General features: G+C 27.3%; 25 protein-coding genes and 3 tRNA genes. 17 read left to right on the top strand and 11 right to left on the bottom strand.

What is annotated here, in order from left to right; genetic code table 11:
- Nucleotides 1-318: 318 nt before the first annotated feature.
- The 6 genes from BHAMNSH16_RS01860 to BHAMNSH16_RS01835 all read right to left on the bottom strand — a co-directional run bounded on the left by BHAMNSH16_RS01860 (nt 319) and on the right by BHAMNSH16_RS01835 (nt 6115).
- Nucleotides 319-996 (bottom strand): hypothetical protein, encoded by a 678-nt coding sequence (locus tag BHAMNSH16_RS01860; protein WP_008727704.1) that lies wholly within the window; start codon nt 994-996, stop codon nt 319-321.
- Between the two features lie 359 nt (nt 997-1355).
- Nucleotides 1356-2060, bottom strand: a complete 705-nt coding sequence (locus tag BHAMNSH16_RS01855; RefSeq protein WP_008727703.1) for a hypothetical protein — start codon at nt 2058-2060, stop codon at nt 1356-1358.
- A gap of 241 nt (nt 2061-2301) precedes the next feature.
- Complete coding sequence (locus BHAMNSH16_RS01850) at nt 2302-3564, bottom strand: 3-deoxy-D-manno-octulosonic acid transferase (RefSeq protein WP_069732085.1); 1263 nt, start codon at nt 3562-3564, stop codon at nt 2302-2304.
- 18 nt (nt 3565-3582) lie between these two features.
- A complete protein-coding gene (locus BHAMNSH16_RS01845; RefSeq protein WP_069732086.1) occupies nt 3583-3867 on the bottom strand; it encodes a hypothetical protein in 285 nt (94 codons plus the stop codon).
- 87 nt (nt 3868-3954) lie between these two features.
- Nucleotides 3955-5568, bottom strand: a complete 1614-nt coding sequence (locus BHAMNSH16_RS01840) for a ComEC/Rec2 family competence protein (protein WP_069732087.1) — start codon at nt 5566-5568, stop codon at nt 3955-3957.
- Nucleotides 5546-6115, bottom strand: coding sequence for a TetR/AcrR family transcriptional regulator (locus BHAMNSH16_RS01835; RefSeq protein ID WP_008728038.1), 570 nt, complete (start codon nt 6113-6115; stop codon nt 5546-5548). The genes BHAMNSH16_RS01840 and BHAMNSH16_RS01835 overlap by 23 nt, the downstream gene beginning before the upstream one ends.
- A gap of 378 nt (nt 6116-6493) precedes the next feature.
- Between BHAMNSH16_RS01835 and BHAMNSH16_RS01830 the strand changes: the two genes are divergently transcribed.
- The 5 genes from BHAMNSH16_RS01830 to groL all read left to right on the top strand — a co-directional run bounded on the left by BHAMNSH16_RS01830 (nt 6494) and on the right by groL (nt 9735).
- Entirely contained in the window at nt 6494-7432 is a 939-nt protein-coding gene (locus BHAMNSH16_RS01830; protein ID WP_008728039.1) for a hypothetical protein, read from the top strand.
- Between the two features lie 67 nt (nt 7433-7499).
- A tRNA-Met gene (locus BHAMNSH16_RS01825) sits at nt 7500-7572 on the top strand.
- Nucleotides 7573-7599: 27 nt separating this feature from the next.
- Nucleotides 7600-7673 (top strand) — tRNA-Met (locus BHAMNSH16_RS01820).
- A gap of 29 nt (nt 7674-7702) precedes the next feature.
- The gene (rpsU, locus tag BHAMNSH16_RS01815; protein WP_008724792.1) at nt 7703-7912 is read left to right on the top strand and encodes a 30S ribosomal protein S21; all 210 of its coding nucleotides are present in this window, start codon (nt 7703-7705) and stop codon (nt 7910-7912) included.
- 191 nt (nt 7913-8103) lie between these two features.
- Nucleotides 8104-9735: a chaperonin GroEL gene (gene groL, locus BHAMNSH16_RS01810; protein ID WP_008728040.1), complete on the top strand. Its 1632-nt coding sequence runs from the start codon at nt 8104-8106 to the stop codon at nt 9733-9735.
- 260 nt (nt 9736-9995) lie between these two features.
- Here the strand turns inward: groL and BHAMNSH16_RS01805 are convergent, their stop codons facing one another.
- Nucleotides 9996-11762 carry a YihY/virulence factor BrkB family protein gene (locus tag BHAMNSH16_RS01805; RefSeq protein WP_088859729.1) on the bottom strand — a complete coding sequence of 589 codons (1767 nt, stop codon included), beginning with the start codon at nt 11760-11762 and terminating at the stop codon, nt 9996-9998.
- A gap of 52 nt (nt 11763-11814) precedes the next feature.
- Here BHAMNSH16_RS01805 and BHAMNSH16_RS01800 point away from each other — a divergent pair.
- Nucleotides 11815-11895, top strand: a tRNA-Leu gene (locus tag BHAMNSH16_RS01800).
- 4 nt (nt 11896-11899) lie between these two features.
- Here BHAMNSH16_RS01800 and BHAMNSH16_RS01795 read toward each other — a convergent pair.
- Nucleotides 11900-12151, bottom strand: coding sequence for a hypothetical protein (locus tag BHAMNSH16_RS01795; protein ID WP_008728573.1), 252 nt, complete (start codon nt 12149-12151; stop codon nt 11900-11902).
- Nucleotides 12152-12187: 36 nt separating this feature from the next.
- A complete protein-coding gene (locus tag BHAMNSH16_RS01790) occupies nt 12188-12541 on the bottom strand; it encodes a hypothetical protein (RefSeq protein WP_008728572.1) in 354 nt (117 codons plus the stop codon).
- A 164-nt stretch (nt 12542-12705) separates the two neighbouring features.
- Between BHAMNSH16_RS01790 and BHAMNSH16_RS01785 the strand changes: the two genes are divergently transcribed.
- The 6 genes from BHAMNSH16_RS01785 (at nt 12706) to BHAMNSH16_RS01760 (ending at nt 19388) form a co-directional block, all read left to right on the top strand.
- Nucleotides 12706-13506, top strand: a complete 801-nt coding sequence (locus BHAMNSH16_RS01785) for a thymidylate synthase (protein ID WP_008728571.1) — start codon at nt 12706-12708, stop codon at nt 13504-13506.
- Nucleotides 13503-14003 (top strand): dihydrofolate reductase, encoded by a 501-nt coding sequence (locus BHAMNSH16_RS01780; RefSeq protein ID WP_008728570.1) that lies wholly within the window; start codon nt 13503-13505, stop codon nt 14001-14003. The genes BHAMNSH16_RS01785 and BHAMNSH16_RS01780 overlap by 4 nt, the downstream gene beginning before the upstream one ends.
- Nucleotides 14004-14147: 144 nt before the next feature.
- Complete coding sequence (locus tag BHAMNSH16_RS01775) at nt 14148-15221, top strand: tetratricopeptide repeat protein (RefSeq protein WP_069732088.1); 1074 nt, start codon at nt 14148-14150, stop codon at nt 15219-15221.
- Nucleotides 15222-15380: 159 nt separating this feature from the next.
- Nucleotides 15381-16676: an ABC transporter permease gene (locus BHAMNSH16_RS01770; RefSeq protein ID WP_039953827.1), complete on the top strand. Its 1296-nt coding sequence runs from the start codon at nt 15381-15383 to the stop codon at nt 16674-16676.
- Entirely contained in the window at nt 16669-17358 is a 690-nt protein-coding gene (locus tag BHAMNSH16_RS01765; RefSeq protein ID WP_008726943.1) for an ABC transporter ATP-binding protein, read from the top strand. The genes BHAMNSH16_RS01770 and BHAMNSH16_RS01765 overlap by 8 nt, the downstream gene beginning before the upstream one ends.
- 71 nt (nt 17359-17429) lie before the next feature.
- Nucleotides 17430-19388 carry an ABC transporter ATP-binding protein gene (locus BHAMNSH16_RS01760; protein WP_008726942.1) on the top strand — a complete coding sequence of 653 codons (1959 nt, stop codon included), beginning with the start codon at nt 17430-17432 and terminating at the stop codon, nt 19386-19388.
- A 99-nt stretch (nt 19389-19487) separates the two neighbouring features.
- Here BHAMNSH16_RS01760 and BHAMNSH16_RS01755 read toward each other — a convergent pair whose 3' ends face one another.
- Both BHAMNSH16_RS01755 and BHAMNSH16_RS01750 read right to left on the bottom strand, forming a co-directional pair.
- On the bottom strand, nt 19488-19898 hold the full coding sequence (locus tag BHAMNSH16_RS01755) for an ExbD/TolR family protein (protein ID WP_008726941.1): 411 nt from the start codon (nt 19896-19898) through the stop codon (nt 19488-19490).
- An 18-nt stretch (nt 19899-19916) separates the two neighbouring features.
- A complete protein-coding gene (locus tag BHAMNSH16_RS01750) occupies nt 19917-20690 on the bottom strand; it encodes a CAP domain-containing protein (protein ID WP_069732089.1) in 774 nt (257 codons plus the stop codon).
- Between the two features lie 194 nt (nt 20691-20884).
- On the opposite strand from BHAMNSH16_RS01750, the gene BHAMNSH16_RS01745 reads away from it, so the two are divergent.
- The 5 genes from BHAMNSH16_RS01745 to BHAMNSH16_RS14450 all read left to right on the top strand — a co-directional run bounded on the left by BHAMNSH16_RS01745 (nt 20885) and on the right by BHAMNSH16_RS14450 (nt 25458).
- Nucleotides 20885-22099, top strand: coding sequence for a peptidase M30 (locus tag BHAMNSH16_RS01745; RefSeq protein WP_069732090.1), 1215 nt, complete (start codon nt 20885-20887; stop codon nt 22097-22099).
- 31 nt (nt 22100-22130) lie between these two features.
- Nucleotides 22131-23381 (top strand): peptidase M30, encoded by a 1251-nt coding sequence (locus BHAMNSH16_RS01740; RefSeq protein ID WP_069732091.1) that lies wholly within the window; start codon nt 22131-22133, stop codon nt 23379-23381.
- A 20-nt stretch (nt 23382-23401) separates the two neighbouring features.
- The gene (locus tag BHAMNSH16_RS01735) at nt 23402-23716 is read left to right on the top strand and encodes a hypothetical protein (protein ID WP_008730987.1); all 315 of its coding nucleotides are present in this window, start codon (nt 23402-23404) and stop codon (nt 23714-23716) included.
- Nucleotides 23717-23865: 149 nt separating this feature from the next.
- The gene (locus tag BHAMNSH16_RS01730) at nt 23866-25056 is read left to right on the top strand and encodes an acetate/propionate family kinase (protein ID WP_008730986.1); all 1191 of its coding nucleotides are present in this window, start codon (nt 23866-23868) and stop codon (nt 25054-25056) included.
- A 99-nt stretch (nt 25057-25155) separates the two neighbouring features.
- On the top strand, nt 25156-25458 hold the full coding sequence (locus BHAMNSH16_RS14450) for a nucleotidyltransferase substrate binding protein (RefSeq protein WP_338075854.1): 303 nt from the start codon (nt 25156-25158) through the stop codon (nt 25456-25458).
- Nucleotides 25459-25661 lie beyond the last annotated feature (203 nt).

Genomic DNA, 25661 nt, shown 5'->3' with positions numbered 1-25661 from the left:
ATTTTAGAAAAAAAATAATGAAATAATAATTGAAATTTTTGAGTTTGAAAATAGAAATAAAAAATTGTCAAAATATAAATTTAGATATTGCATAAATTAATTCCGTAATTTTCGTAAACCATTATTAATATAAATGTTTTTCATATAAAAGTCAATATAAAATATATAATTTTATTATACGATATATTGGTATTTACCTGTTTTTAATTAAATTATGAATTTATTAGTTTATATAAAAATAGGGATATATAAAAATATATCCCCATTGTCATAAAACTTTTTTATAGTGAATTATTTGATAATTAGTTAATTAATAGCTTATTGATTTTCTCCGAATTTGAATATATCTAAGTATAAACCAAGCTGAACACCTATGTCAACAGAAGCTAATTTTCCCGGATAACTATATCCTTCGCCTAATGAAGCTAAATTATCTCTTATCTGCATATTTGGTATGTCGAAATTAACATATAAAGATAAACTTACAAGATATAAATCTATACCTGTATAAAGTCTTACATAAGGTATAACAGGATTATTAAATCTTGATGAGAAATTTCCTCCGCTTAATGCTACATTATTATTACCTTCCCAATATTTACCAGTGAAAGGAATTTTAACACCGCCTCCTATACCTAATTCAAATATAGCAGGATTCCATCTGAAATTAAGACCAACCATAACATTATCAAATTCATGTGTGAAGTTTTGTGAAGAAGTTTGAAATTTAAATGTATCTCTATACCAACCTACATCTATACCTAGAGATACATCATTATGCTCATTTATATTAAAAGTAACTCTAGGATTGAATATAACACCTACTTCAAAAGCTGTTTTAGGACTTATTGATGCAGTTGGATTTAAATTGTCATTTTGATAGAGACTAGGAATACTTCCTCCTAATGGTACATAAAGTCCTACACCTAAAGTATGAGAGTAGGCTAAGGCCGATGTAATCAGAAATAAACTGATTAGAATAGTAATTTTTTTCATATTTTTCTCCTTGAAATTTATCTTAGTATACTGCAGAAATATGGAATAATTTAGGATATTTATTTTAGAAAAAATAATGAAATAATAATTGAAATTTTTGAGTTTGAAAATAGAAATAAAAAATTGTCAAAATATAAATTTAGATATTGCATAAATTAATTCCATAAAACTTTCATAAACCTGATAGTAGTATAAAGTTTTTTATATAAAAGTCAATATGAAATACATAATTTTATTATATGATATATTGGTATTTACTTGTTTTTAATTAAATTATAAATTTAATAGTTTATATAAAAATAGGGATATATAAAAATATATCCCCATTGTAATAAAACTTTTTCTATTATGATGATTGCTTAATATAAATATCTTTCTTCTTCTTCGTCGTCATCTTCTCCGAATTTGTATATGTCTAAATGAATACCTAACTGAACACCTATATCAACAGATCCTAATTTTCCCGGATAACTATATCCTTCACCTAATGAAGCTAAATTCTCTTTTATTTGATAATATGGTATATCAAAATTAACATATAAAGATAAACTTAGAAGGAATAAATCTATACCTGTATAAAGTCTTACATAAGGTATAACAGTATTATTAAATCTTGATGAGAAATTACCTGCACTTAATGCTATGTTATTATTACCTTCCCAATATTTACCGGTGAAAGGAATTTTAACACCTCCTCCTATACCTAATACAAATAGCATAGGGTTCCATCTGAAATTAAGACCAACCATAACATTATCAAATTCATGCGTAAAGTTTTTTGTATCAGTCTGAAATTTAAATGTATCTCTATACCAACCAACATCTATACCTATAGATACATTATTAAGTTTATTTACATTAAAAGTAATTCTAGGGTTAAATATAACACCTACTTCAAATGCTGTTTGAGGACTTATTGATGCTGCAGGATTTAAATTGTCGGTTTGATATAGGCTAGGAATACTTCCTCCTAATGGGATATAAAGTCCTACACCTAAAGTATGCGAGTAGGCTAATGCCGACACCATCGTAAATAAGCTGATAAGTATAATAATTTTTTTCATATTTTTCTCCTTAAAACTATTATGATGTATATGATAGCAATATAAAATAATTTATAATATTTATTTTGTATTGAAGAATATAGTAAAAGAATAAGCGAATATTTAAAATTTGAAAATCTAAGCAGGTAATTTTTGAAATATAGATTTAAATACTGCATAAATTAATTCCATAAAACTTTCATAAACCTATTTTTAGTATAGATTATTGTATATAAAAGTCAATATGAAAATATGATATGTGTTATACTATACCCTGGTATTTATTTATGATATCTATAGTTTTTTTTGAAGCTCCGTTATTTTGTATGAGCAAATTATATGCTTTATCTGCTAAGCTATTTCTAAGTTCTTCATTTTGGTATGCTTCTTTTATTGTTTCGGCAAGTTTTTCTTTGTCATCGCATGTAAGTACAGCTTCTTTCATGTACTCATATATTTCTATAAAATTATACATATATTTTCCGACTATAACAGCTTTTTTGAAATAAATAGCTTCTAATATATTATGTCCGCCCATAGTTCCCATAAAAGTGCCACCCATTATAACTAAATCAGAGAGTTTATACCAATTTAATAATTCACCTATTGTATTTATAATGATTCCGTCTTCAGATGTTTTATCATAGTCTGTATAAAGAGGCATATCATAACCTAATTTACTAGCTATTTTTTGTATGTCTTCGCCTCTGCTTATATCTCTTGGTACTATAACCATATATACTTTATCTTTAATTGCGAGTTTATTTATAGCCTTTAATATAAGCTCTTCTTCTCCTGCATGTGTGCTGCCTGCCGTTATAACGAATTTATTTACGGGTATCATGCTTTCTAAATCATCTATCTTTTTTTCATCTACAAAATAAGTTATATCGTATTTTAAATTTCCTGTAACAGTTATAAGAGATTCAGGCATTCCTATATATATCATATTTTCTTTATCAATGCTGCTTTGAGCTAATATTTTAGTGTACATATTAAAATAAGGCTTGAAAAAGAATTTAAAATTTTTATAACCTTTTATTTCTTTTTTACCTATTCTTCCATTAATCATATATAGAGGTATAAGTTTTTTATGAAGCGAATATATGAGAGTAGGCCATATTTCTATTTCCGCTATCATTACATATTCAGGTGAAATTAAATTTATAAGTTTATTAATCATATGAGGATAATCTAAAGTAAGATAAAATAATTCCACTTTGTCCCCATAATTCTTTTTAGCTATGTCGTAACCGCCCACTGTAGTAGTTGATAAATAAATTGCATAACCTTTTTCTATCAAATTAAATATTATTTCTTTAACCGCCACTATCTCACCAACACTTACAGCATGTATCCATACAGCGTTTTTATTATTCTCTTTTGGGTATATAAATCCTAATCTTGATAAAGCCCCTTTTCTAATAGGTTTATTAAATATCATCATAATTGAAAAAGCTATAAATATTACAGGATAAAAAATATATCCGAATATTGTATATACAGACATCAAAAATTTCTGCATTATAATAATTCCTTTAAATTAAAAAATAGCTGCCATAGTCATTACAATAATAATTAAATACACAATAAAAGAAATACAGGCCTTTACTAAAGCATGATGTTTTCTTGTACCCCATTCACATTTAAAAAATACTACTATAAATAAAATAAATAATAATATCTCAATAGCATTTACTATAATAAAAATAGCCTCATATATTCCTGTTTTTATATTATTATGCTCTATAATGTAAAAGGCTGCTATAGGAAAAAGCATAAATATAGAAGCATTAACTATTTTATGTATTAAAATATATTTATTCATAGTTTGAATTATACTAAAATATATATAATTGTCAAAGTAAATTTTGTTTTAAATTTAAATTATTATTTAATTTTCATAAGTTTTCAATTATAAATCATTTAATTTATTCATTTTTATTCTTATTAAAACTCCTGTAAATACTATTATAAATGTTATAAACACAGCAGAATATAAATTTAAGCTTAATTCATACTTTAGTAAGTATATACTGCTGAATTTATTTGACAAGTTTATTAAAATTTCTGAAAAAAATTCTGATGTTTTATAAGGAAAAACTGATAATGGGGTATATATTTGATATGTTATTATTGTTATTAGCGAGGATGAAAGTATTATAAATGATATAGGTACTGCAAATATATTAGATATTATAGAAGTTATATTTAATATTGAGAAATGATATATGCTCAGTGGAAGTACGGTTATAAGTGCAAATATATTTATAGACAAAAATATTAATAGTTTTATAGAAATGTTTTTTATTAACATAGTAATTTTATTATTTGTATTGATATTTCTTATGTTTTTTATTATGTAAAAATTTAATATTGGATAGTAAATAATTATTCCAAGTGTTGCTAAAAATGAAAATTGAAAACTTATATCTTTAATAGAATTCGGATTTAGTAGTAATATAATTAAAGCTGATAAAAATAATGCATTAATAGAATTTCTATTTCTGTCAAAATAATATGATATAAGCAGACAAAATGCCATTATACTTGCTCTTATTATGGAAACAGAAAATAATGTTATAGGCGGATATATTATTATGGTTATAATTGTTGATATTAATATTCTTTTATAAAAGTTTATAGGGAAGAATGAGAGTATTAAAAATAAAATTGACAGTATCATTGAAATATGAAGACCGGATATAGAAAGTATATGAGATATTCCTGCATCTATAAAATATTGTCTTATATGATAAGGTATTATGTTTTTATCTCCTATCATTATTCCTTGAGCTATGGAGTAGGGTATAGCCTGCATATTTGAACCTAATGACTTTTTTATCATGTTTCTTATTTTTACAGAGTAAGCATTTATATAATTAATAATAGAAAATCCGTTTTTCTGAATTACAAAATTATTATATCTGTATATACTTGCTGCACCGTAAAGCATTCTATCAGCTAGAACTTCAATTATTATTTTTGAATTGTAAATATCATTATTTGTTAATATGTTTTTATATAAATTTATTTTTGAAGATACTGTTATTTCATCATTAATAAATAATGTTTTTAATGAATCGTTATAAAGTCTTATATTTCCTGCATAATTATGCCAATTAGTTCCGTCATAAACTTTATTCACATAAGCAATGTATCTGTCTCTGTAGCCGATAACTCCTTCATAAGATAATATTTTGGCATTATATGCTTCTATTGGCTTGTCAAAATTATTAAGAGGATTTTTTAATATATCATAGTATCTAATAATTGTATAACTATATCCTATGAATAAGCATGAAAACATTAGTATTATTATAGAAATATTCAATTTATTTTTTAATGCTGATATTATTGATAAAATTATGAGTATAAAAGCTATAATAATTGAAATATTAAGAAATTTATTAGTTTTGAATGCTATAGCTATACCAACAGCAAAAAATAATGTAATGTATGTTATATATGTGAGAGGATATAGAAAAAAAATTTTATTATAATTTTTAATCTCTTTTAACGATTCCATAGAAAATAATATTAATAATAGTATCTAAATCTTTTTCATAAAGCTCTGAATTTTTATTTTTAGCCCATTCTAATTCAAAACCTTTTATTATTGCAAGAACGGCCTCAGTTGCAAGTCTTAAATCTATATTAAACAAACCCTTTTTTACTCCGCTTCTTAATATCATTTTTATAGTATTATATTCTTCTTTATGATACTGTGCTCTCATATGTTCTATAAGAGTAAAGTCTTCAAATATTTCACTGTGAAGTGCTTCGTAAAGATTTGCTAGTTTTATATAGCCTTTTTGTCTTGTTAGTATATATGCTCTTAATTTTGTTTCTGCTGTATCTTCTTTTTTTATTGCTTCATATAGTTCTTTTTTTAGATCGTTAGCTTCATTTTCGGCTATTGCAAAAAATATTTCTTCTTTGCTTTTGAAATAATGATAAATACTGCTTTTGGATTTATGCACCATTAATGCTATATCGCTCATAGATGCTTTTTTGAATCCGTATTTTTTGAATAATCTTTTTCCAGCATTTACTATTTGTTCACGAGGCGTCATTTTGCTAACCTTTAACCCATATTTAGTTATATTATATACTCTATTTATTATTTGTCAAAGTTATTAAAATATAGTTGTTTTAAAAGTCCTTTAGAATATTTAAGTATAAAAATTATTAAATAAAAGATTAAGAGTGTAATGTTTTATATGTTGCATAAATTCTTGTTTTAATATATAAATATGCAGTCTTTCGTCGCAGGCGTACTTAGTATGCTTCTTTGTGTTACACCACAGGCGGACAGCGTCCAAAAGAAGTTTGGGTGTGGGGGCTAGTACCAACAAAATTATAAAAAATTAGTTTTGAAACAAGTATAATAATAAATTTATGATGTATAAATTTCTATTGAGAATTAAGATTTTTTATGATAATATATCTATATGTATAATAAATTTAGTATAGAAGTATTTGACAATATAAATGTTTTGAAAGAACTTTCAAAAACATGGCATGCTTATTATAATTTCAGAATGTCATGTATTTCATTAAAAAACTCTGAATATCTTTTAAGTATATTATCATTGATACTAAACCCAGCCAATCATTATGAATATAAAGATATGGGTATGATATCATATAGTATATTAGAAGAATATCATTCCAAGCATAAAGAATTCAGAATATTGAAGGAGTTTTTAGAAAAAGAATATAATTCCTCTGTTCTTTCAAATATAGTGAGTAGTTTTGAAGAGAAGAGTATTATTATAGATAAGAGTTATGATGAAGATTTAAAATATATAGATAGTTTAGATTTAGATCCTCTTTTAAAATTATTAGTTTATCAAAAAGTATCTTATGAATATGTAAAGGAATATTCTAATAGTTTCATAATATGCCGAATAGTCTTTAATATATATTCTTATAAATTAAAGCTATTAGATACGCCGATATTATACCCGTATCAATTTTTTGAAGCTACTATTAATGATAATTCTTCTAATGAGGAATCTATAATAAGATACCTTAAATTTTTAAGGGGTATATGTTTATATGCGGTAGATACTATAAGTTTTGTTCAAAATGATTTGATGAAATTAAAATCTAGATTGCTTATTAATAAGAACTTTAAAAAAATTTTGGATTCTAATATATTTTATATTGTATTTATAACTCCCTATGTAAGGATAGTAGATTTGATGGATATGTTTAATTGGAAAAGGGATAAGGCAGCGAGATTATTATCAAAATTGAGAGATGAGGATTTATTTGCTGAAGTCCGCATAAAAAAAGAAAAGATATTTATAAATAAGTACATAATAGGGTTATTTGAATCGGGCGAGGCATTAAAACCAGATGAGTTTCTTATGAAGTTCATATAAAAGTGCTTGACATTTTTTTTAAAATATGTAAAATGTTTTAATATTTTAATATTTTAATTATTTACATCGCGGGGTGGAGCAGTTGGTAGCTCGTTGGGCTCATAACCCAAAGGCCGTAGGTTCAAGTCCTGCCCCCGCTAATAGCCGAATATATAGGCTTTTATTTCGGCGGCGTGGCTCAGGTGGTTAGAGCATGCGGCTCATATCCGCAGTGTCAGGGGTTCAAGTCCCTTCGCCGCTAATAATTTTATAAAAAGGCAGGTGAGTTAATTGGTAAGAGTATTCGCTAATGAAGGCGAACCAGTAGAAAGCGTTATTAAAAGATTTCGCAGAGCTTGTGAAAATGAAGGTATTTTACAAGACCTTAAAGAAAAACAGTTCTATAAAAAACCTTCTCTTGAGAAAAAACTTCAAAGAGAAAAAGCTCTTAAAAGAATGAAAAGAAAAATCAAAAAAGAACGCAGATTAGGTTTGCTTTAATTTATCTGTATTTTTTAAAAGCATTGGTATTTTTTATATCAATGCTTTTTTTTATCTAATTAATATATATACACTTGAAAATATTTATTATTTAATGTATAATTCTCACAATTTTAAAATGAAATACTTTTAAAAGTTTAATAATGCTAATAAATTAATTTAATTTAATAATACTTATAAGGAGAAAATATATGGCAGCAAAACAGCTATTATTTGATGAAGAAGCTAGAAGAGCCCTTATGCGTGGGGTTGATGCTTTAGCTAATGCCGTAAAGGTAACTTTAGGACCTCGTGGACGCAATGTTGTAATAGACAAAAAATTCGGTCCTCCTACTATAATAAATGATGGTGTAACTATCGCTAAAGAAATAGAATTAGAAGACCCTTTTGAAAATATGGGTGCTCAAATCGTTAAAGAAGTTGCTACTAAAACTAATGATGTTGCAGGAGACGGTACTACTACTGCTACTGTTTTAGCTCAAGCTATGGTAAAAGAAGGTTTGAAAAATGTAACTAGTGGTGCTAATCCTATGCTTATTAAAAGAGGTATAGAAAAAGCTGTTAGCGAAATAGTTTCTTATATCAAATCTGAAGCTAAACAAATTAAAGGCAAAGAAGAAATTGCTCAAGTTGCTACTATTTCTGCTAATAATGATAAAGAAATTGGTACTTTAATCAGTGATGCTATGGAAAAAGTTGGTAAAGAAGGCGTTATCACTGTAGAAGAAGCTAAATCTTTAGAAACTAGTCTTTCTTTAGTAGAAGGTATGCAGTTTGACAGAGGTTATATCTCTCCATATTTCGTAACTAACGGAGATAGTATGACTGCTGAGTTAGAAGATGCTTTACTTCTTATCTATGATAAAAAAATCTCTAATATGAAAGAACTTCTTCCTATACTTGAAAAAATTGCTCAAACAGGAAAACCTTTCATTATTATTGCTGAAGATATTGAAAATGAAGCTTTGGCTACTTTAGTATTAAACAAAATGAGAGGAGTATTAAATGTATGTGCAGTTAAAGCTCCTGGTTTCGGCGACAGAAGAAAAGCTATGTTAGAAGATATAGCTATATTAACAGGCGGACAAGTTATCAGCGAAGATTTAGGTATGAAACTTGAAAATGCTGCTATTGAACAGCTTGGAAGAGCTAAAAAAATCACTGTAGATAAAGAAAATACTACTATAGTTGAAGGTGCAGGAAGTAAAGAAGATGTAAAAGCTAGAGTTGCTGCTATTAAAAAACAAATAGAAGAAACTGACAGCGATTATGACAGAGAAAAATTACAAGAGCGTTTAGCTAAACTTTCAGGCGGTGTTGCTGTTATCAATATAGGTGCTGCTACTGAAGTAGAAATGAAAGAGAAAAAAGCTAGAGTAGAAGATGCTTTATCTGCAACTCGTGCTGCTGTTGAAGAAGGAGTTATTCCTGGCGGCGGTATTACTTACTTACATGCTCAGCATAAATTAGAATCTTTAACTGTAGAAAATCCTGATGAAAAAGTTGGAGTTAATATTGTAAAAAGAGCTATAGAAGAGCCTATAAGAATGATAGCTACAAATGCTGGTTTAGATGGTTCTGTTGTTGCTATTGAAGCTAAAAAACAAAAAGGTAATATGGGTTTCAATGCGCTTACTAATGAATGGGTTGATATGCTTAAAGCTGGTATCATTGATCCTGCTAAAGTTTCTAGAAGTGCTTTACAAAATGCTGCTTCTATTGCAAGCCAAGTATTAACTGCTGAAGTTATTATTACTGATATACCTGAACCTGAAAAACCAATGCCTCCAATGCCTGGCGGCGGAATGGGCGGTATGTATTAATAAATAGCCTATTAATATAATTAAGTTTATAATAAAAAGCCTCAGTATTCTTGCTGGGGCTTTATTTTTTATATAAATGATAATAAAATTGTTTCTTAAAGCTGCAGTTTGAGGAACATTTTATATAAATTTTAAAAGTAATAAGCATTTATAACTAGGAAATACTAGAGTTTTATGTATTGAAATATTAATAATACAGTATATAAAAAATTGTATTAGTTAATACATTTTGAAACAAGTATACCAATAAGTCTTATTTTTTATTTTTTATTTTTTATTTTATTGTTTACTAAATCAAGCAAATTAGTATTATAATCTTTTTTTGGTATTTCTTTGTTTTTGTATATTAAACTTTTATATTTATCATAGCTATTTACACTTCTGTTTCTAAATCCGCCTGACATTTTTAAAGAATACAAAATATCTCCTATAGTTATAGTTTCAGGCTGACATCCCAAAGAGTATGATATATTTGAACCGTTTGAGATTTTTATTATGTACATAGCTTTTTCCAACGGCTCGGATATTTCTGTAATAGTTGTTGGGGCTGTTCTTAGCTCTCTTCCTAATTCATACATAGTTATAGCTTTTTTCTTATTTATAAACCTAGAAGCTATTATATGCATAAACTCCAATGCTATAACTTCTTTTTCAGCAAATGAGAGTTTGATACTATTTTTATCAACTCCGTAAGATCTGAAATATTGTATGGAATATGTTAGTTCTGCCCCAAATAATATTATAATCCAAACTATATAAAGTAATAATAGTAAAACAGGTATTTGAGCAAATGAACTAGCTGAAGATAATTCTGCGGGGGATATACTAGTAAGCATATTATTTTCACTGCTTATCGTAACTACATCATCTATTTGGAAATTATATTTTAATAATTGTTCCGATATATTTGGTGAAAAAGTTTGAAATTCAAGCATATTTGTTTCTATAGGTTTCTTTTCATAAGTGGCAGCACTTATTCCTGTTCCTGTATTTTGTATTATAATATAACTTATTCTTTCTATCTTTATACTTGAAATATTATTAACATCTATTTTATTATTTTTTTGCAGCATATTAATATCTGTATTAGTAATTTTATCAGTATTTTCAGTATCTTCAATATTTCCTATATTTTCAGTTTCGTATACATCAGTAATATTTGTCATAATATTATTTGTATTTCCTGTATTTATCTCTTTTACAATGTATTCTATTTTATATTTATCGCTGTCAAATATTTGCTTATAATTTTTTACATTTATATTAAGTTTAAAATATACGCTGAAAAGTGTTATTATTGCTATTGCTACTAGTATAGAAGAAATTGTGGCATTAGACCAATTCACTTTAGTTTGCGGTACTAGTACATATAAAAATAATACTAACAGAGATGTAGATATTATAGGAGTAACCCAAGACAGTAATATTTTTAATAATGCCGGCAGATAATGAAGATTTATAGATGTATATGTTATTAGAGTAAATGATATACCTATAAGCACAGGAATAAGAAAAAGTAATGCTATGTAGTTAGCAACAACTCTAGGTATTGAAGTAGTAATTTTTACACGCCATATTTTTATAAATGATTTTTGTATGCTATGAAGTATTAGTGCTACACTGACTATAGTTGATATAATACCTATAAGTCCAAAGCTGGCTAAATTGGTGTTATCGGCTATATTGAGTATTTGCCTTACCATAGGTTCATAGAATGGAGCGTTTTTTTCCATCCAGTCAAAGATAAAAACAAATATGTTCTGGTATATATTAAATATTCTTAATATAAAAAGTCCAACTATCAATGCGGGTATAAATGACAATGTTACAAGGTATGTTAAAGCTGCTGCTCTTATTGTGCAGTCATCTTTAAAAAAGTCTGTTACTGCAAAAACTAATATTTTATAAGTATTTACAAAAAACTTTTGCATGGGGCTGAATATATTCTGATCTATAGAATATATATCTTCTGAGAAAAAATTCTTTAATTTCTTGAAAATTTTTTTAATTTTTTGAATTTTAGTCATATAACACTTCTTGCAAAAAAAATTTATATAATGTATAATACATAAACATTAAGCGAGGGTGGCGGAACTGGCAGACGCACTAGACTTAGGATCTAGCGCCCTAGGCATGAGGGTTCGATTCCCTCCCCTCGTAATATTTAATTATTATCCTTATCAACCTCTATAGAAAATTTACATTTATTACAAACTTTTTTATATCCAGATGATGTTTTTATTATACGCATGGAATTTTTACATTTACAAAATGGACAATCCTCATGATTTCTAAATATTATCATTGATATCAAATCTACTATCTTACCTATACCTGATACAAAGAATAATATCCCAAACATCAATATAAATATTATGATAATAGCTATGAAAAATATAATAACTAATAAGTCCACTTTTGTTTATCCATTAACTGTTTTCTATATTATATCTTAAATATAACTTTTTTTAAAGAAATCTGAGTATATTTTTATTGTATTTGTGTTAATATATTTTATAGGAAAATCTGACCAGCTGTCTAATTCATTATTCCATAGCCTATAATAATAATTATTTCCTTCTTTTTTCCATTCATAAGTGTAAACTTTATTTTCCTGACCATTACTGCTTGTATATTCTATTTTATTATTGTTAAAGAATGTGTATTTTTCATTTCCATTAATTAATTTCCAGCTTCCTACAAATCTATAATCAACAACATCTTTTTCTATACTTATAATATCATTTTTTTTACATGAATAGAATATAATTGACATAGATAATAATACAATAAATATTTTATACATTGACAGTCCTTTTATTTGGTATTATATATAGTATCGTAATAATTATTATAAAATAAAAATTCTATATATATTATTAATTATATACTGCTAATATTGATAAAATATTTTAAACATATATAATAATGACTTTGTAACAATATATACATATAATATTAGGATTATTTATGCAGAACTATTTAGAGTTATTAAAAAGAGTATTAGAAGATGGTGAGGAAACCAAAGACAGAACAGGAGTAGGTACAAGAAGAATATTCGGACCGCAGTTAAGGTTTAAATTTGAAGGAAATAAGATACCAATCATAACTACAAAAAGGGTATTTATGAAAGGTGTTATTATAGAATTACTTTGGTTTTTACAGGGCTCCACAAATATAAAGTTTTTATTAGAAAACAATGTTCATATATGGGACGAATGGGCTGATGATATGGGAGAGCTTGGACCTGTATATGGAAAGCAATGGAGAGCTTGGGAAACTAAAGAAGGAAATAAAATAGATCAAATATCAAATATAGTAAATACATTAAGAAATAATCCTACAAGCAGAAGAATCATTTTGAATGCTTGGAATGTAGGGGAGATTGATAAGATGCATCTTCCTCCATGTCATATGATGTGCCAATTTTCTGTTAATAGCAAAGGCGGAATAATTACGCATTTATATCAAAGATCTGCCGATTTATTTTTGGGTGTTCCTTTTAATATAAGTTCTTATGCTATACTTACAAGACTTTTAGCTATGCATAGCGGTCTTCAGGCTTCAGAGCTTATTATGACTTTTGGAGATGCACATATTTATAATAATCATATAGAGCAGGTAAAACTTCAGCTTTCAAGGGAGCCTTTTAATCAGACAGCTGAATTATTTATAGAGAACCGTCCTAATATATTCAGTCATGTTTATGAAGATTTCAAATTAGAAGGCTATAAGTATTATCCTTCAATAAAAGCGGAGGTGGCTGTTTGATAGTTTCATTAATTGCCGCAGTTGATTCTAAAAACGGCATAGGATCGAACGGCGTTATGCCTTGGGGACATATCAAAGAAGATATGCAGTTCTTTAGAAGTACAACTACGGGATATGCAGTTGTTATGGGGCGTGTAACATTTGAGTCTTTAGGTTCAAAGCCTCTTCCAAATAGAAAAAACATTGTTGTGTCTTCCAATTCAAATACTGGGCTATTAGAAAAGTATGATAATCTATTTTATGAAAAATCTTTTGAAGATGCGATTTCAAAATTACTTATAGAAAAAAATAATCAAATATTTATTATAGGCGGAGAATCAATTTATAAAAAGGCATTGGATTATGCTGACACAATATATCTTACTCATATAGATAAAGATTATCATTGCGACAGATTTTTTCCTCAAATAGATATAAGTTTATTTCAGGCTAATAAATTAAAAACATTTTTGTATGATGACATCAATATAAGTATAATTAAATATACTAGAATTTAATTGAATATAATTTGAAAAATAGTTGAAAAATATAAAATCTATTATACAATTTTTACAGATATATTACATTAAAATTAGTTTATTTTCAGCATTTATATATCTTAATTAATGTATTAAGGTATAGCTTTAATATTTGGGGTTATTATGAATTGTATAGATAATTTATTGGAACTAGCCAGTAAAGCTTTCGATAGTGCTGATTATAAGAAATCTTTAGAATATTTTAATAAATTAATTTTTTATTACGGTGATAGTGTTGAGATTTATAATAATAGAGGATTAGCCAAGAGCAGTTTGGGAATGTATGAAGAGGCTATTGAGGATTTTGAAAATGTAATCAGAATAGATCCTAAATATATTAATGCTTATAATAATATAGGGTTAGTTAAGCATAATTTAGGATTGTATGAAGAAGCTATTAATTATTATAAGAAGGCTTTATTATTGGATAATAACTGCGTTCAGGCTTGCAATAATATTGGTTTAGCTAATCATAATTTAGGCTTGTATGATGAAGCTATTAAATATTATATTAAAGCTATAGAAATTTCTCCGAATGCACATACATATAATAATATAGGATTAATAAAAAATGATTTAGGTATGTATGAGGAAGCCATTGAATATTTTAATAAAGTTATACAATTAGATAATCACTATATTAAAGCATATTATAATATGGGATTATCAAAATATAATTTAAAGAATTATGATGAGGCTTTAGAATATTTCAATAAGGTTATACAATTAGATTCTAAAAACATATACGCTTATAATAATATTGGTATAATAAAGCAGGATTTAAAATTGCATAGCGAGGCTTTAGAATATTTTAATAAGGCTTTACTGTTAGATAAAAATTATTCTAAGGCATATTACAATAGAGGTGTTTCAGAATTAAAATTAGAATTATATGAATGTGCTTTATATGATTTTAATATATGTTTGGAATTAGAGCCTAATTATTTTCCTGCTTACTGCAAAAGAGGAGAGGTAAAATTAAAATTAAAAAATTATAGAGAAGCTTTAGAAGATTTTAATGAATATATAGAACATAGTGAATGTGATAAAAAAATATATTTCTATATAGGGTTGTGCAAATATAAATTAAAAGATTATAATAATGCTATGAAATATATTAATATGTCTTATAATAAGATAAAAACATTTCTATTAAAAATGATATTGAAATTTAAACTTCTATTTGTAAAAAAATAACTATAAATTATTTTTTATCTTAATTATCATTATAAAAGTTTTATTGCATATTAATCAAATAGGTTTAAATTTATTATATATAATATATAATATATAATATTTCAGATTGTATTGATATGAATCTTTTACTTTGAAGGAGATAATTTGAGATTAGAATTAATGCTTGGCGTCAGATATCTGAGAGCTAAAAAGAAATTTTCATTTGTTTCAATTATTACAATTATATGTGTGCTTGGAATATTAGTAGGTGATATGGTAATGATTACTGTACTTTCTGTTATGAATGGTTTTCAAGACGATATAAGAGATAAAATACTTGGAATGAGGGCACATATAAATATCAGTGCTTACAGTGATCAGCCTCTTACCGATTATAAATATGTTGTTGATAACATAATGCATAATAAAGAGATAACGAGTGCTTATCCTTATATAGTTTTACCTTGTATAATGCGTTCTTATGGTTTTACCACCCTCATAACAGTCCGTTCATTTGAAGATACAATATTCACAACAGATAAAGATTTTATAAAATATTTTAATTTTGTTGAAGGCAATAATAAAGATATGCAGACTAATGATGCTTTAATAGGCTCTGAAATGGCAAAGGATTATGCTTTATCTATTGGAGACACTATTGATATCATTTCAGCTTCAGGAAGTTTTGAAAGAGGATTTAAACCTCAGAAAACTACTTTTACAATTAAAGGTATTTATAAAACAGGGTATTATGAATATGACAGCAGAATGGTGATAGTTCCTCTTACTACAGGTCAGAAAATGGTTGGTTATAATAATGCTGTTACAGGTGTTGCTGTAAAGGTAAGAAATTTTTTTGAAGCTGATAAAGTTGCAAAAAAGATTGATACAGATTTAAAAGAATTTTATAATGTTATGCCTTGGATGCTTTTTGATAGGAATTTTTTTCAGGCTTTGCATACAGAAAAATTAATGCTTGCTTTGATACTTTCTTTTATAATATTAATAGCGGCTTTGAATATTGCTTCAAGTCAGATAATATTTGTTAAAGATAAAAGAAGGGATATTGCTATAATAAAGACATTAGGTTTGAGACCTTCAAATGTGGCTAAGGTATTCTTTTTGGAAGGAGCCATAATCGGTTTAATAGGTACTGTACTCGGTGTAATATGTGGCATACTGCTTGCTAATTATGTTAATGAGGCTTTGGAAGGATTGAGAATTATAATGCAGTTTATAGTTAATATTATTTGGTTTATTCCTTCAAAAATAAGTTCAGGAATATCAATACCTATAGTTCCTGACTTCTTTCCATCAGATATTTATTATGTAAGCGGAGGGCTTCCTTCAATAATACATACTTCTCAGGTTATAATGGTGGCTAGTATTTCATTCTTACTTTCTGTTTTATTTGCAATAATACCGGCTTATATAGCAAGCAGATACAAGCCTGCGGAGGTACTTAGATATGAGTGATAATAAAGAAGTTCTTATTAATATAGAAAATTTAAAAAAGACTTATGCCGGACCTCCTAAAGTAGAAGTATTAAAATCTATAAATTTAAAAGTTTATAAAAATGAAATACTTGCCGTAACAGGTGAATCAGGCAGCGGAAAAACTACTCTTTTAAATTTAATAGGCGGTATAGATGATATTACTGAAGGCAGTATAGATATACTAGGTAATAATATTGGTAAAATGAATGAGGGACAATTAGCACATTTTAGAAATAGTTCTCTTGGATATGTGTTTCAGTTTCATAATTTGCTAGGTGAGTTTAGTGCTTTAGAAAATGTGATGATACCATCTTTAATGCTTAAATATAATAAAAAAGAAGCAAGAGAAAAAGCTGAAAGCCTTCTTGAAACTGTTGGTTTGAAAGATAGAATGGAGCATAGAATAGGGGAGCTTTCAGGAGGCGAGGCACAAAGAGTTGCTATCGCAAGGGCTTTAATAAATAAGCCAAGTGTTGTATTAGCTGATGAACCTACAGGAAACTTAGATAAAAAAAATGCTGAAGTTGTTAGAGAATTATTATGGAATATGACAAAGCAAAGTAATGCTTCTTTAATAATAGTTACGCATTCTGTTTCTATTGCCAATATGGCTGATAGAAAACTTCGTTTAGAATATGGAGAGAATTTAATAGAATATTGAAATATAAAATATTATAATATAAAATATCTAATTAATAAACAAATATAAGATTATACTAGGAATATAAAATTATGCTTATAAAAAAATTAAAAGAATTTTTTAAAAAAGATGACAGACCTTTTGATTATGGTGCAGTTACAGAAGAACATATGCAAAAGTATTATTCAAAAGTTGAAAAGCATCCTTATAGAAGAATGTTTTCTTATGCAATGAAACATAAGAAATTGTTTATACCATCTTTTATATTAAGTGTTGGATATACAATAATAAATATATTACCTCCATTTTTTGGTCAGATGGCTATAGCTATAACAGGGGGAAAAAGAGTTGATATTTTAGATAAAATTCCATTAGTAGCAGACTTAGCAGCTAAGTTTAGTAATATAAATACAAAAGATATAACTCAGCAGCTTTTAAGCGGAGATTCGATTGCTAATCCCATAATAATAGCACAGTTTGCATTTATTATCATAATAGGATTTATTTATGTATTGTTTAGAGTTAGCTTTGATTATGTAAAAACTTTTCTTTTTGCCTTTACTGCCCAAGAAATAGGTAAAGATGTTCGTGCGGATATGATGAGAGGACTTCTTAATACTGATATCGCCTATTTCAAACAGGAAAAAGAGGGAGATTTGATGAGCAGGGTTATCAATGAGTCTGGAACAATAGAAAGTTTTTTATCTGGTACACTTCCAAATATGATTACGGTTCCTTTAACTTTAATACTTACATTAGCTATGCTTCTTATATTGAATGTAAAACTTACAATAGCATGTTTTGTAGCAGCCCCATTAATAGGATTAGGTATAGATAAGATATCAAAACTTATAAAATCAAGAGTTACAGCACAGCAGAATTTGTTAGGCAGTACAACTTCAATTATACAGGAGGATATAAGAGGAATAGAGGTTATAAAAATATTTTCTAAAGAGGATGCTGAAGTTTCAAGGTATAAAACTTTATACGGTGAGCTTATTAATTTAATGAGAAAGATGAGTTTGCTTGTTTCTCTTAACAGACCTATGACAGAACTTGTAATGATAGCTGCTATGCTCATTATACTTGCTTATGGTGGATTTTTAATATTTAAGGGAGAAATGCCTTTTGAGTTTTTATGGGGATTTTTACTTTATATGCTTAATATATCCACTCCTGTTAGAGATTTATCCGGAATATTTATGAATTTACAGATGACTAAAGGGGTAGCTCTTAGAGTATTTCAGATTATAGATTTGCCTGCTGAAAATGTTGATGATAAAACTAAAAAAGAAATGAAGCCGATAGAACATTCAATTACTTTTGAAAATGTTCATTTTGAGTATCCAAGAAGAAATGATTCTCAGCCTTTCCATTTAGGACCTGTAAGTTTTAATGTGAAGAAAGGTGATGTTGTTGCTTTTGTTGGTAATTCAGGCGGCGGTAAAACTACTTTGATAAGTTTAATACCGAAATTGTTTACTCCAAGCGAAGGAGTTATAAGGTTTGACGGCATTGACATAAATGAGTTAAATACAAGAAGTGTGAGAAATCAAATAGGGGTAGTATCTCAGGAAAATATTTTATTTTATGGAACTGTAAGAGAAAATATTTTATATGCTAATCCTGATGCTACAGATGATGATCTGATAAGGGCAGCAAAAATAGCACATGCTGATGAGTTTATTTTGAAATTGCCTAATGGTTATGATACGCATATAGGTCCAAGAGGGGTAATGCTTTCAGGAGGTCAGCGTCAAAGAATAGCATTGGCAAGAGCCGTAGTTAAGAGACCTTCCATACTTATACTTGATGAGGCTACTAGTGCTTTGGATACTGAAAGTGAAATGTATGTTCAAAAAGCTTTAAATGAAATTATTAATCTTCAAACTACATTTGTTATAGCACATAGACTTTCTACTATCAAAAATGCTACATATATATGCGTAGTTGAAAATGGTAAAATAACAGAATCAGGTACTCATGAAGAATTGATGAAAAGAGGCGGAAAATATCAATATCTGTATTCATTACAATTTAGAGATGAATAAATTAGATATAGATAAATAAAAAAATAAAAATGCTGTTTCAATAAACTTAATTATTAAAACAGCATTTTTTATTAAGAGATTCAAATTAAGAAAAATTATTCAGTTTTGATTTTGTTCTTCAGTTGCTATGCTCAGTCTTGTAAACCCTGCATTTTTTACGCTGTCTATAACAGATATTAAAGTTTGAGTTTTTACATCTTGGTCTGAGCGTATTTCAACAGGTTTTTCTAATTCTCCTTCTGTGTCTGCCAATTCTTTCAGATCTGCATCAATATCTTCGGATAAATATCCGTTTATATATTTCTGTCCGTCTTTTGATATGCTTATCACTACAGTGTCATTTTTTTCTGAACCTACTGCAGATGTGGATTTAGGTAGGCTTATTTCTATTTGCGGCGTAACTATAATTGTTGAACCCACCATAAAAAATATAAGCAGATTAAATACTATATCTATCATAGGGGTTAAATCTATTCCGCTTTTTATATTAAATCTTCTTCTAAATTTCATTTACTTATCGCTAAATTATTATTCTACTTTTATAGTTCTTACATTACTTAAGAAATGCTGACCTTTATAAAGAATAGAAATTTTATAATCTCCTTGTCCGTATTCAGCTTTGAAAGTTCTTCCTAATATAGAATTTCCCATATCTTTAACATCATATATAACCTTTCCTATATATGTTTTTCCATCATCTCCTGTGATTCTAGCTTCAGGATCTGCCATCTCTACAGCTAATTTAAAATCAGTAAATGCAGCACCATTTAATATTCTATATTTTGCAGTTATTTCATCTCCGTATTTGGCGGTAGGTGAGAAATCTACAGATTCAGCAACTATATTGGCAAATGTTACTGTAGTATAAACACCAACTCCTCTTTTTACAGCACCAACTCCTATTGCATTATAATCTTTACTTAATATATTTTTTTTACTGTCCGGAGTTTTCATGAGATCTTTAACAATGCTTTCAGCTGCTTTTTTGTCAGTAAATGGTATAACATCTAGTTTATGCAGACTTTCACTTATATTTCCAACCATTTCCGGATATAATTTTACTTGTCTTGCTTTTGAATCTAAACCATCTAAATCTGTATTACTAAAGAATTTATTTTTAGCCATATTATCAGCATGATATAATGCTAATGAATGAAGTCTTTGATTATTTGGAAGAGGCGGAAGAGATTCTTTACTTCTCTCTAAATTGATTAATCTTAATACTTCATCTTCTATTGTATTTGCACTAAGTATTAAAGCTGATAAAAATATAAATATTATTATGAAACCTAATCTTTTCATTTTTAATCTCCAAAAAGTTTTAAAATGTATAATTATAAATCTAATTTTATAATGATTTTGTAAAAAATAAAAGAAAATAAATGAAAAAATAATATTATTTTCTATGTGAACATTACATGCTTTATTATTGACTTTTTTTATTTAATATAATAAATTATTTTTTATAAAATATAAAATAGGGAATAAATATTTTTATGAAGAAAATCTTTTTTATGCTATTTTTGTTATCTTTATTATCTTCTTGTCAAAGAGTCTCAAATATTTTAGGAGTTAATTATGACAGCTCATTGACATATCCTGACGGAAGTATGGGAAAGGCATATTTTTATGCTGATTATAAGAAGCGAGGAAATAAACGTTATAATTTTAATAAAATAGCAGAATATGATAAATTAGTTTTATATGCTATGTCTGGTTCAGGATATAAACCTGAAAGTGTGGATTATATAGCGAATGTATTTAATAATAATTATGCTGAAGAAGTAAGAATATATGGAGAACATACAGATGTTGATAAGAATGGTAAAATTATAATTTTGCTATTAGAATTGAATCCTAGTTATTCAGGTACTGTTACTACTGGTTATTTTTATGGAAATGATTTACTATTGAATCAAAATAATAATGCTGAGATATTATATATGGATATAAAAATAGTTAATGAAAATCCTGAGTATATGGCTGGAACTATACAGCATGAATTTCAGCATTTAATTAATTTTAATGTCAATTATATAGAAAATGGAAAGGAAATATCAACTTGGCTTAATGAAGCTCTTTCAGAATCTACATCTGTATTATTCAGTCCAACTACAGTTAGTTCAAGAATAAAAGAATTTAATATAATGAATGGTTATTATTGTTTCTATACTTGGAATCTTCCTATATACAATCTATTTGCTAATTATCCTTCAGTATCAGTGTTTGTAAATTGGCTTTATCAAAAAAATAATAATAACCCTTCTGTATTTCAAAATATAGCAAAATACTCATCAGCTGAAGATTATAACAGAGTTTTGAATAATGTAAGTTTTACAGGTGCATCCAGCTGGGAAGATTTATTATTTAAATGGATTGATGGTCTAAAAAATAATGAAGTTGCAGGAGCCAAGCTGCAGGTTCAGCCATCAGAATCTACTATACCATTATTTCCCGGAGCAGCAGTAATTTATAGAGGAAGTATTCAGTCATCAGGTAATTTGGTAATAAAAGATTTAGGTAATGGATATCAGGCAGCTTTAAATAAAGATACTTATATAGGCAATAATCCAACTTATATAAATATTATAACTCCCAAAGAATCATCAGTACAGGCATCAAAAATGTATAAAACAGTAAGTGATGAGCCTTATATACCTAAATACAGACAGGTATTGTTTGATAAGGACGGTAACATTAAGGAATATTAAATAATATAATAATTAAAGTGAAAATATATTTATGAAGAAAAAAATATTTTGTATAATTTCTATTTTAATTTTATCTATTATTTCTTGTAATAGTAATAATGTTACAAACCCTATAGAATCGAGCGGAGGATTAATATATCCAGGCGGAAATATGGAAAAAAGAACTTATTATGCCTACTATAGGATGCAAGAAAATAAACTTTGTAGTTTTTATAAAGTAGCAGAGTATGATAAATTGATTGTATATGTTATGGAGGGGAGCGGATATAAACCTGAAAGTGTGGATTATATAGCTAATGCATTTAATAATAATTATGCTGAAGAAGTAAGAATATATGGGGAACATACAGATGTTGATAAGAATGGTAAAATTATAATTTTGCTATTAGAATTGAATACTAGTTATTCAAGTGCTATATATAATGGTTATTTTGATACTTATGATTTGCTATTGAATAAAAATAATAATGCTGAGATATTATATATGGATATAAAAAGAGTTAATGAAGACCCTGAGTATATGTCAAGTACAATACAGCATGAATTTCAGCATTTAATTAATTTTAATGTCAATTATATAGAAAATGGAAGAGAAATGTCAACTTGGCTTAATGAAGCTCTTTCAGAATCTACTTCTGTATTATTTAGCCCTTTAAAAGTTAGTTCAAGAATAGATAAATTTAATATGATGGGCGGTTATTATTGCTTCTATACTTGGAATCTTCCAACTGAAAATGTTTTTCCTAATAATCCTACTAGTAAATATTTATTCGCTAATTATCCTTCAGTATCAGTGTTTGTAAATTGGCTTTATCAAAGAAGTAATAATAACCCTTCTGTATTTCAAAATATAGCAAAATATTCATCAGCTGAAGATTATAATAGAGTTTTGAATAATGTAAGTTTTATAGGTGCATCTAGTTGGGACGATTTATTATTTAAATGGGTTGAAGGAATAAATAATGGAGAAGTTACAGGAGCAGAAATAAAAGTACAAAAAGAAAATAATAATATTAATTTATATCCAGGGGCAGTAGTAGTTTATAATGGAAGTTTGACTCAGTCTGGTAATTTATTAACTAGAAAGCTATCAAGCTCTTTAGAATTGGCTTTAAATAATGATACTTATATAGGTGATGATCCGACTCCTATAAATATTACAACTCCTAAATCATCATCAGTGCAGGCATCAAAAATGTATGAAACAGTAAATGATATTCCTTATATACCTAAAGAAAGACATATATTGTTTGGTAAAGACGGAAAAATTAAAGAATATTAATTTATAAATAAGGAGGACTAATGAAAAGAATTTATAAAAACATCATAAAATATTCTTATATTTTTATTCTGGTTTTTTTCTTTATGCTTTTTGCTAAGAAAGAGGAGATTACGGGTACTATTAGAATGGTAGGTACAGCAATATTTCCTGAGATAGTTATAACTACAGAAGAGAGAGATTATTATTTTGATAAAAAATTTTTTGATGAATATGCTAAGTATGTGGGACAAAATATTACTATAAAAGCTAAAGTAAAGAAAGATACTATATGGCTTGCTGACAGAAGCAAATCATTTGACAGATATACTATTATGTGGGTAGAGAAGCAGGAATAAATAAATAATAAAAAATATCATTATCAGGCTTTAAGTATTTTAAATATTTAAAGCCTTTATTTATTTACAATAAAGTAAAAATTCATTGATAAATATACGGAGTATGGTATAATTATATAATAAAATAATCAAAACTATGGAGTCATTTTATGAATGTATTGGTAATAAATTCAGGAAGTTCAAGTATTAAATATCAATTATTCGCTATGCCTGAAGCAAAAGTTTTAGCTAAAGGACTTTTGGAAAAAATCGGCGAAGAAATAAGTGCCTTAAAACACACAGCTGTAGAAAAAGGCAAAGAGAAAAAAATAGAACAGAAAGTCGCTGATCATAAAGCCGGTATGTCTTTAATTTTCTCTCTTTTAACAGACAAAGAAGTTGGTGTTATATCTGATATGAATGAAATATCTGCCGTAGGTCATAGGGTTGTTCATGGCGGTGAGGCATTCAACAAAAGTACATTAATCACTGATGAAGCTGTAAAAGCTATTGAGGCTTGCTGCGATATAGCCCCTTTACATAACCCAGCTGGTTTGCAGGGTATAGCTGCTTGTAAAGAAATATTAAAAGATGTAAAAATGGTAGGTGTATTTGATACTAGTTTCCATCAAACAATACCTGATTATGCTTATATGTATGCTGTTCCTTATGAATGGTATGATAAATATAAAATACGTCGTTATGGTTTCCATGGTACTTCTCATAAATATGTTTACGGAGAGTTCTGTAAGGCAGAAAATAAACCTAATGCTAATGTTATAGTTTGCCATTTAGGAAATGGTGCTAGTGTTACTGCAGTTAAAAATGGAGAATCTATTGATACTAGTATGGGATTAACTCCTTTGGAAGGTTTGGTAATGGGTACTAGGTCTGGGGATATGGATCCTGCTGTTCCTACTTTTGTTATGGCTAAAGAAAATTTATCTGCAAAAGAAATGGATAATATTTTAAATAAAAAAAGCGGTCTTTTAGGTGTTTCCGGTGTGAGCAATGATATGAGAAACTTGGAAGAAGCTTCTAAAACTAACAAAAGAGCTGAACTTGCTATTACTATGTTCTGCTACAGAGTAAAAAAATATATAGGTGCTTATATGGCTGCTCTTGGTCATCTTGACGGTATTGTATTCACAGGCGGTATAGGTGAAAATAGTGCTTCTATTAGAGGAAGAATACTTGAAGGCTTAGATGAACTTGGTATTAAATGCGATGCTGATAAAAACTCTAAGGCTAGAGGATGTGCTAGTTTTGAAAAAGACGGTGCTTCTATTAAACTTTATGTTATAGCTACTGATGAAGAAAAAGCTATAGCTATGGATACTTATAATCTTGCATTGAAATAATGTTCATATAAATATTAAAATTGATGGGGTATCTTTTTTTGAAAGATGCCCTATATTTTTAAGGTTTTCTATGATATTAAATTGGTATAGTCTGAAAAAATCTATAACTGCATTAGAAAAATCAATGTATATGATAGAATCAAAACAGATGATAAATATTTAATACTTACAATAAGAGCTGGTTTAACATATAACTTTAAAATAGCTTTTGAACAAAGTTTGAAATTTATACAAAGATGGCTCAATGAAAATATAAATCCAGATATAACTAGCGGAATAACTAAAAAAGAATTATTCAGATTGGCAGCTAAGCATTTACTTATAGATGATATTGAAAAATGGATAAGATTTAAAGATGCAAGAAATTCTACTTCTCATATTTATTCAAATGAAGTTTCTTAAGAAGTAATTAAAGAAGCAGCAGCATTTTTACCTTATGCAAAATATCTTTTGAAACATTTGGATGAAAATAATGAATGATTAGCTTAACTGAAAATGAAATTCAAATTATAAAAGATATTCTAAAAAAACATATAAAATATGGAAAAGTATATTTATTTGCTTCAAGAGTAAAATGAACAAATAAAAAATTCTCAGATATTGAT

This window comes from Brachyspira hampsonii, assembly GCF_002214805.1.
Classification (GTDB): domain Bacteria; phylum Spirochaetota; class Brachyspiria; order Brachyspirales; family Brachyspiraceae; genus Brachyspira; species Brachyspira hampsonii.
The sequence above is the reverse complement of the archived record's forward strand: the minus strand, read 5'-3'. Positions and strand labels throughout refer to the sequence as shown.

Bases quoted from the DNA above. Each gene is read 5' to 3' on its own strand.
- BHAMNSH16_RS01860 (WP_008727704.1), bottom strand. From the start codon at position 996: ATGAAAAAAATTACTATTCTAATCAGTTTATTTCTGATTACATCGGCC.
- BHAMNSH16_RS01855 (WP_008727703.1), bottom strand. From the start codon at position 2,060: ATGAAAAAAATTATTATACTTATCAGCTTATTTACGATGGTGTCGGCA.
- BHAMNSH16_RS01850 (WP_069732085.1), bottom strand. From the start codon at position 3,564: ATGCAGAAATTTTTGATGTCTGTATATACAATATTCGGATATATTTTT.
- BHAMNSH16_RS01845 (WP_069732086.1), bottom strand. From the start codon at position 3,867: ATGAATAAATATATTTTAATACATAAAATAGTTAATGCTTCTATATTT.
- BHAMNSH16_RS01840 (WP_069732087.1), bottom strand. From the start codon at position 5,568: ATGGAATCGTTAAAAGAGATTAAAAATTATAATAAAATTTTTTTTCTA.
- BHAMNSH16_RS01835 (WP_008728038.1), bottom strand. From the start codon at position 6,115: ATGACGCCTCGTGAACAAATAGTAAATGCTGGAAAAAGATTATTCAAA.
- BHAMNSH16_RS01830 (WP_008728039.1), top strand. From the start codon at position 6,494: ATGTATAATAAATTTAGTATAGAAGTATTTGACAATATAAATGTTTTG.
- groL (WP_008728040.1), top strand. From the start codon at position 8,104: ATGGCAGCAAAACAGCTATTATTTGATGAAGAAGCTAGAAGAGCCCTT.
- BHAMNSH16_RS01805 (WP_088859729.1), bottom strand. From the start codon at position 11,762: ATGACTAAAATTCAAAAAATTAAAAAAATTTTCAAGAAATTAAAGAAT.
- BHAMNSH16_RS01790 (WP_008728572.1), bottom strand. From the start codon at position 12,541: ATGTATAAAATATTTATTGTATTATTATCTATGTCAATTATATTCTAT.
- BHAMNSH16_RS01785 (WP_008728571.1), top strand. From the start codon at position 12,706: ATGCAGAACTATTTAGAGTTATTAAAAAGAGTATTAGAAGATGGTGAG.
- BHAMNSH16_RS01775 (WP_069732088.1), top strand. From the start codon at position 14,148: ATGAATTGTATAGATAATTTATTGGAACTAGCCAGTAAAGCTTTCGAT.
- BHAMNSH16_RS01770 (WP_039953827.1), top strand. From the start codon at position 15,381: ATGCTTGGCGTCAGATATCTGAGAGCTAAAAAGAAATTTTCATTTGTT.
- BHAMNSH16_RS01765 (WP_008726943.1), top strand. From the start codon at position 16,669: ATGAGTGATAATAAAGAAGTTCTTATTAATATAGAAAATTTAAAAAAG.
- BHAMNSH16_RS01760 (WP_008726942.1), top strand. From the start codon at position 17,430: ATGCTTATAAAAAAATTAAAAGAATTTTTTAAAAAAGATGACAGACCT.
- BHAMNSH16_RS01755 (WP_008726941.1), bottom strand. From the start codon at position 19,898: ATGAAATTTAGAAGAAGATTTAATATAAAAAGCGGAATAGATTTAACC.
- BHAMNSH16_RS01750 (WP_069732089.1), bottom strand. From the start codon at position 20,690: ATGAAAAGATTAGGTTTCATAATAATATTTATATTTTTATCAGCTTTA.
- BHAMNSH16_RS01745 (WP_069732090.1), top strand. From the start codon at position 20,885: ATGAAGAAAATCTTTTTTATGCTATTTTTGTTATCTTTATTATCTTCT.
- BHAMNSH16_RS01740 (WP_069732091.1), top strand. From the start codon at position 22,131: ATGAAGAAAAAAATATTTTGTATAATTTCTATTTTAATTTTATCTATT.
- BHAMNSH16_RS01735 (WP_008730987.1), top strand. From the start codon at position 23,402: ATGAAAAGAATTTATAAAAACATCATAAAATATTCTTATATTTTTATT.
- BHAMNSH16_RS01730 (WP_008730986.1), top strand. From the start codon at position 23,866: ATGAATGTATTGGTAATAAATTCAGGAAGTTCAAGTATTAAATATCAA.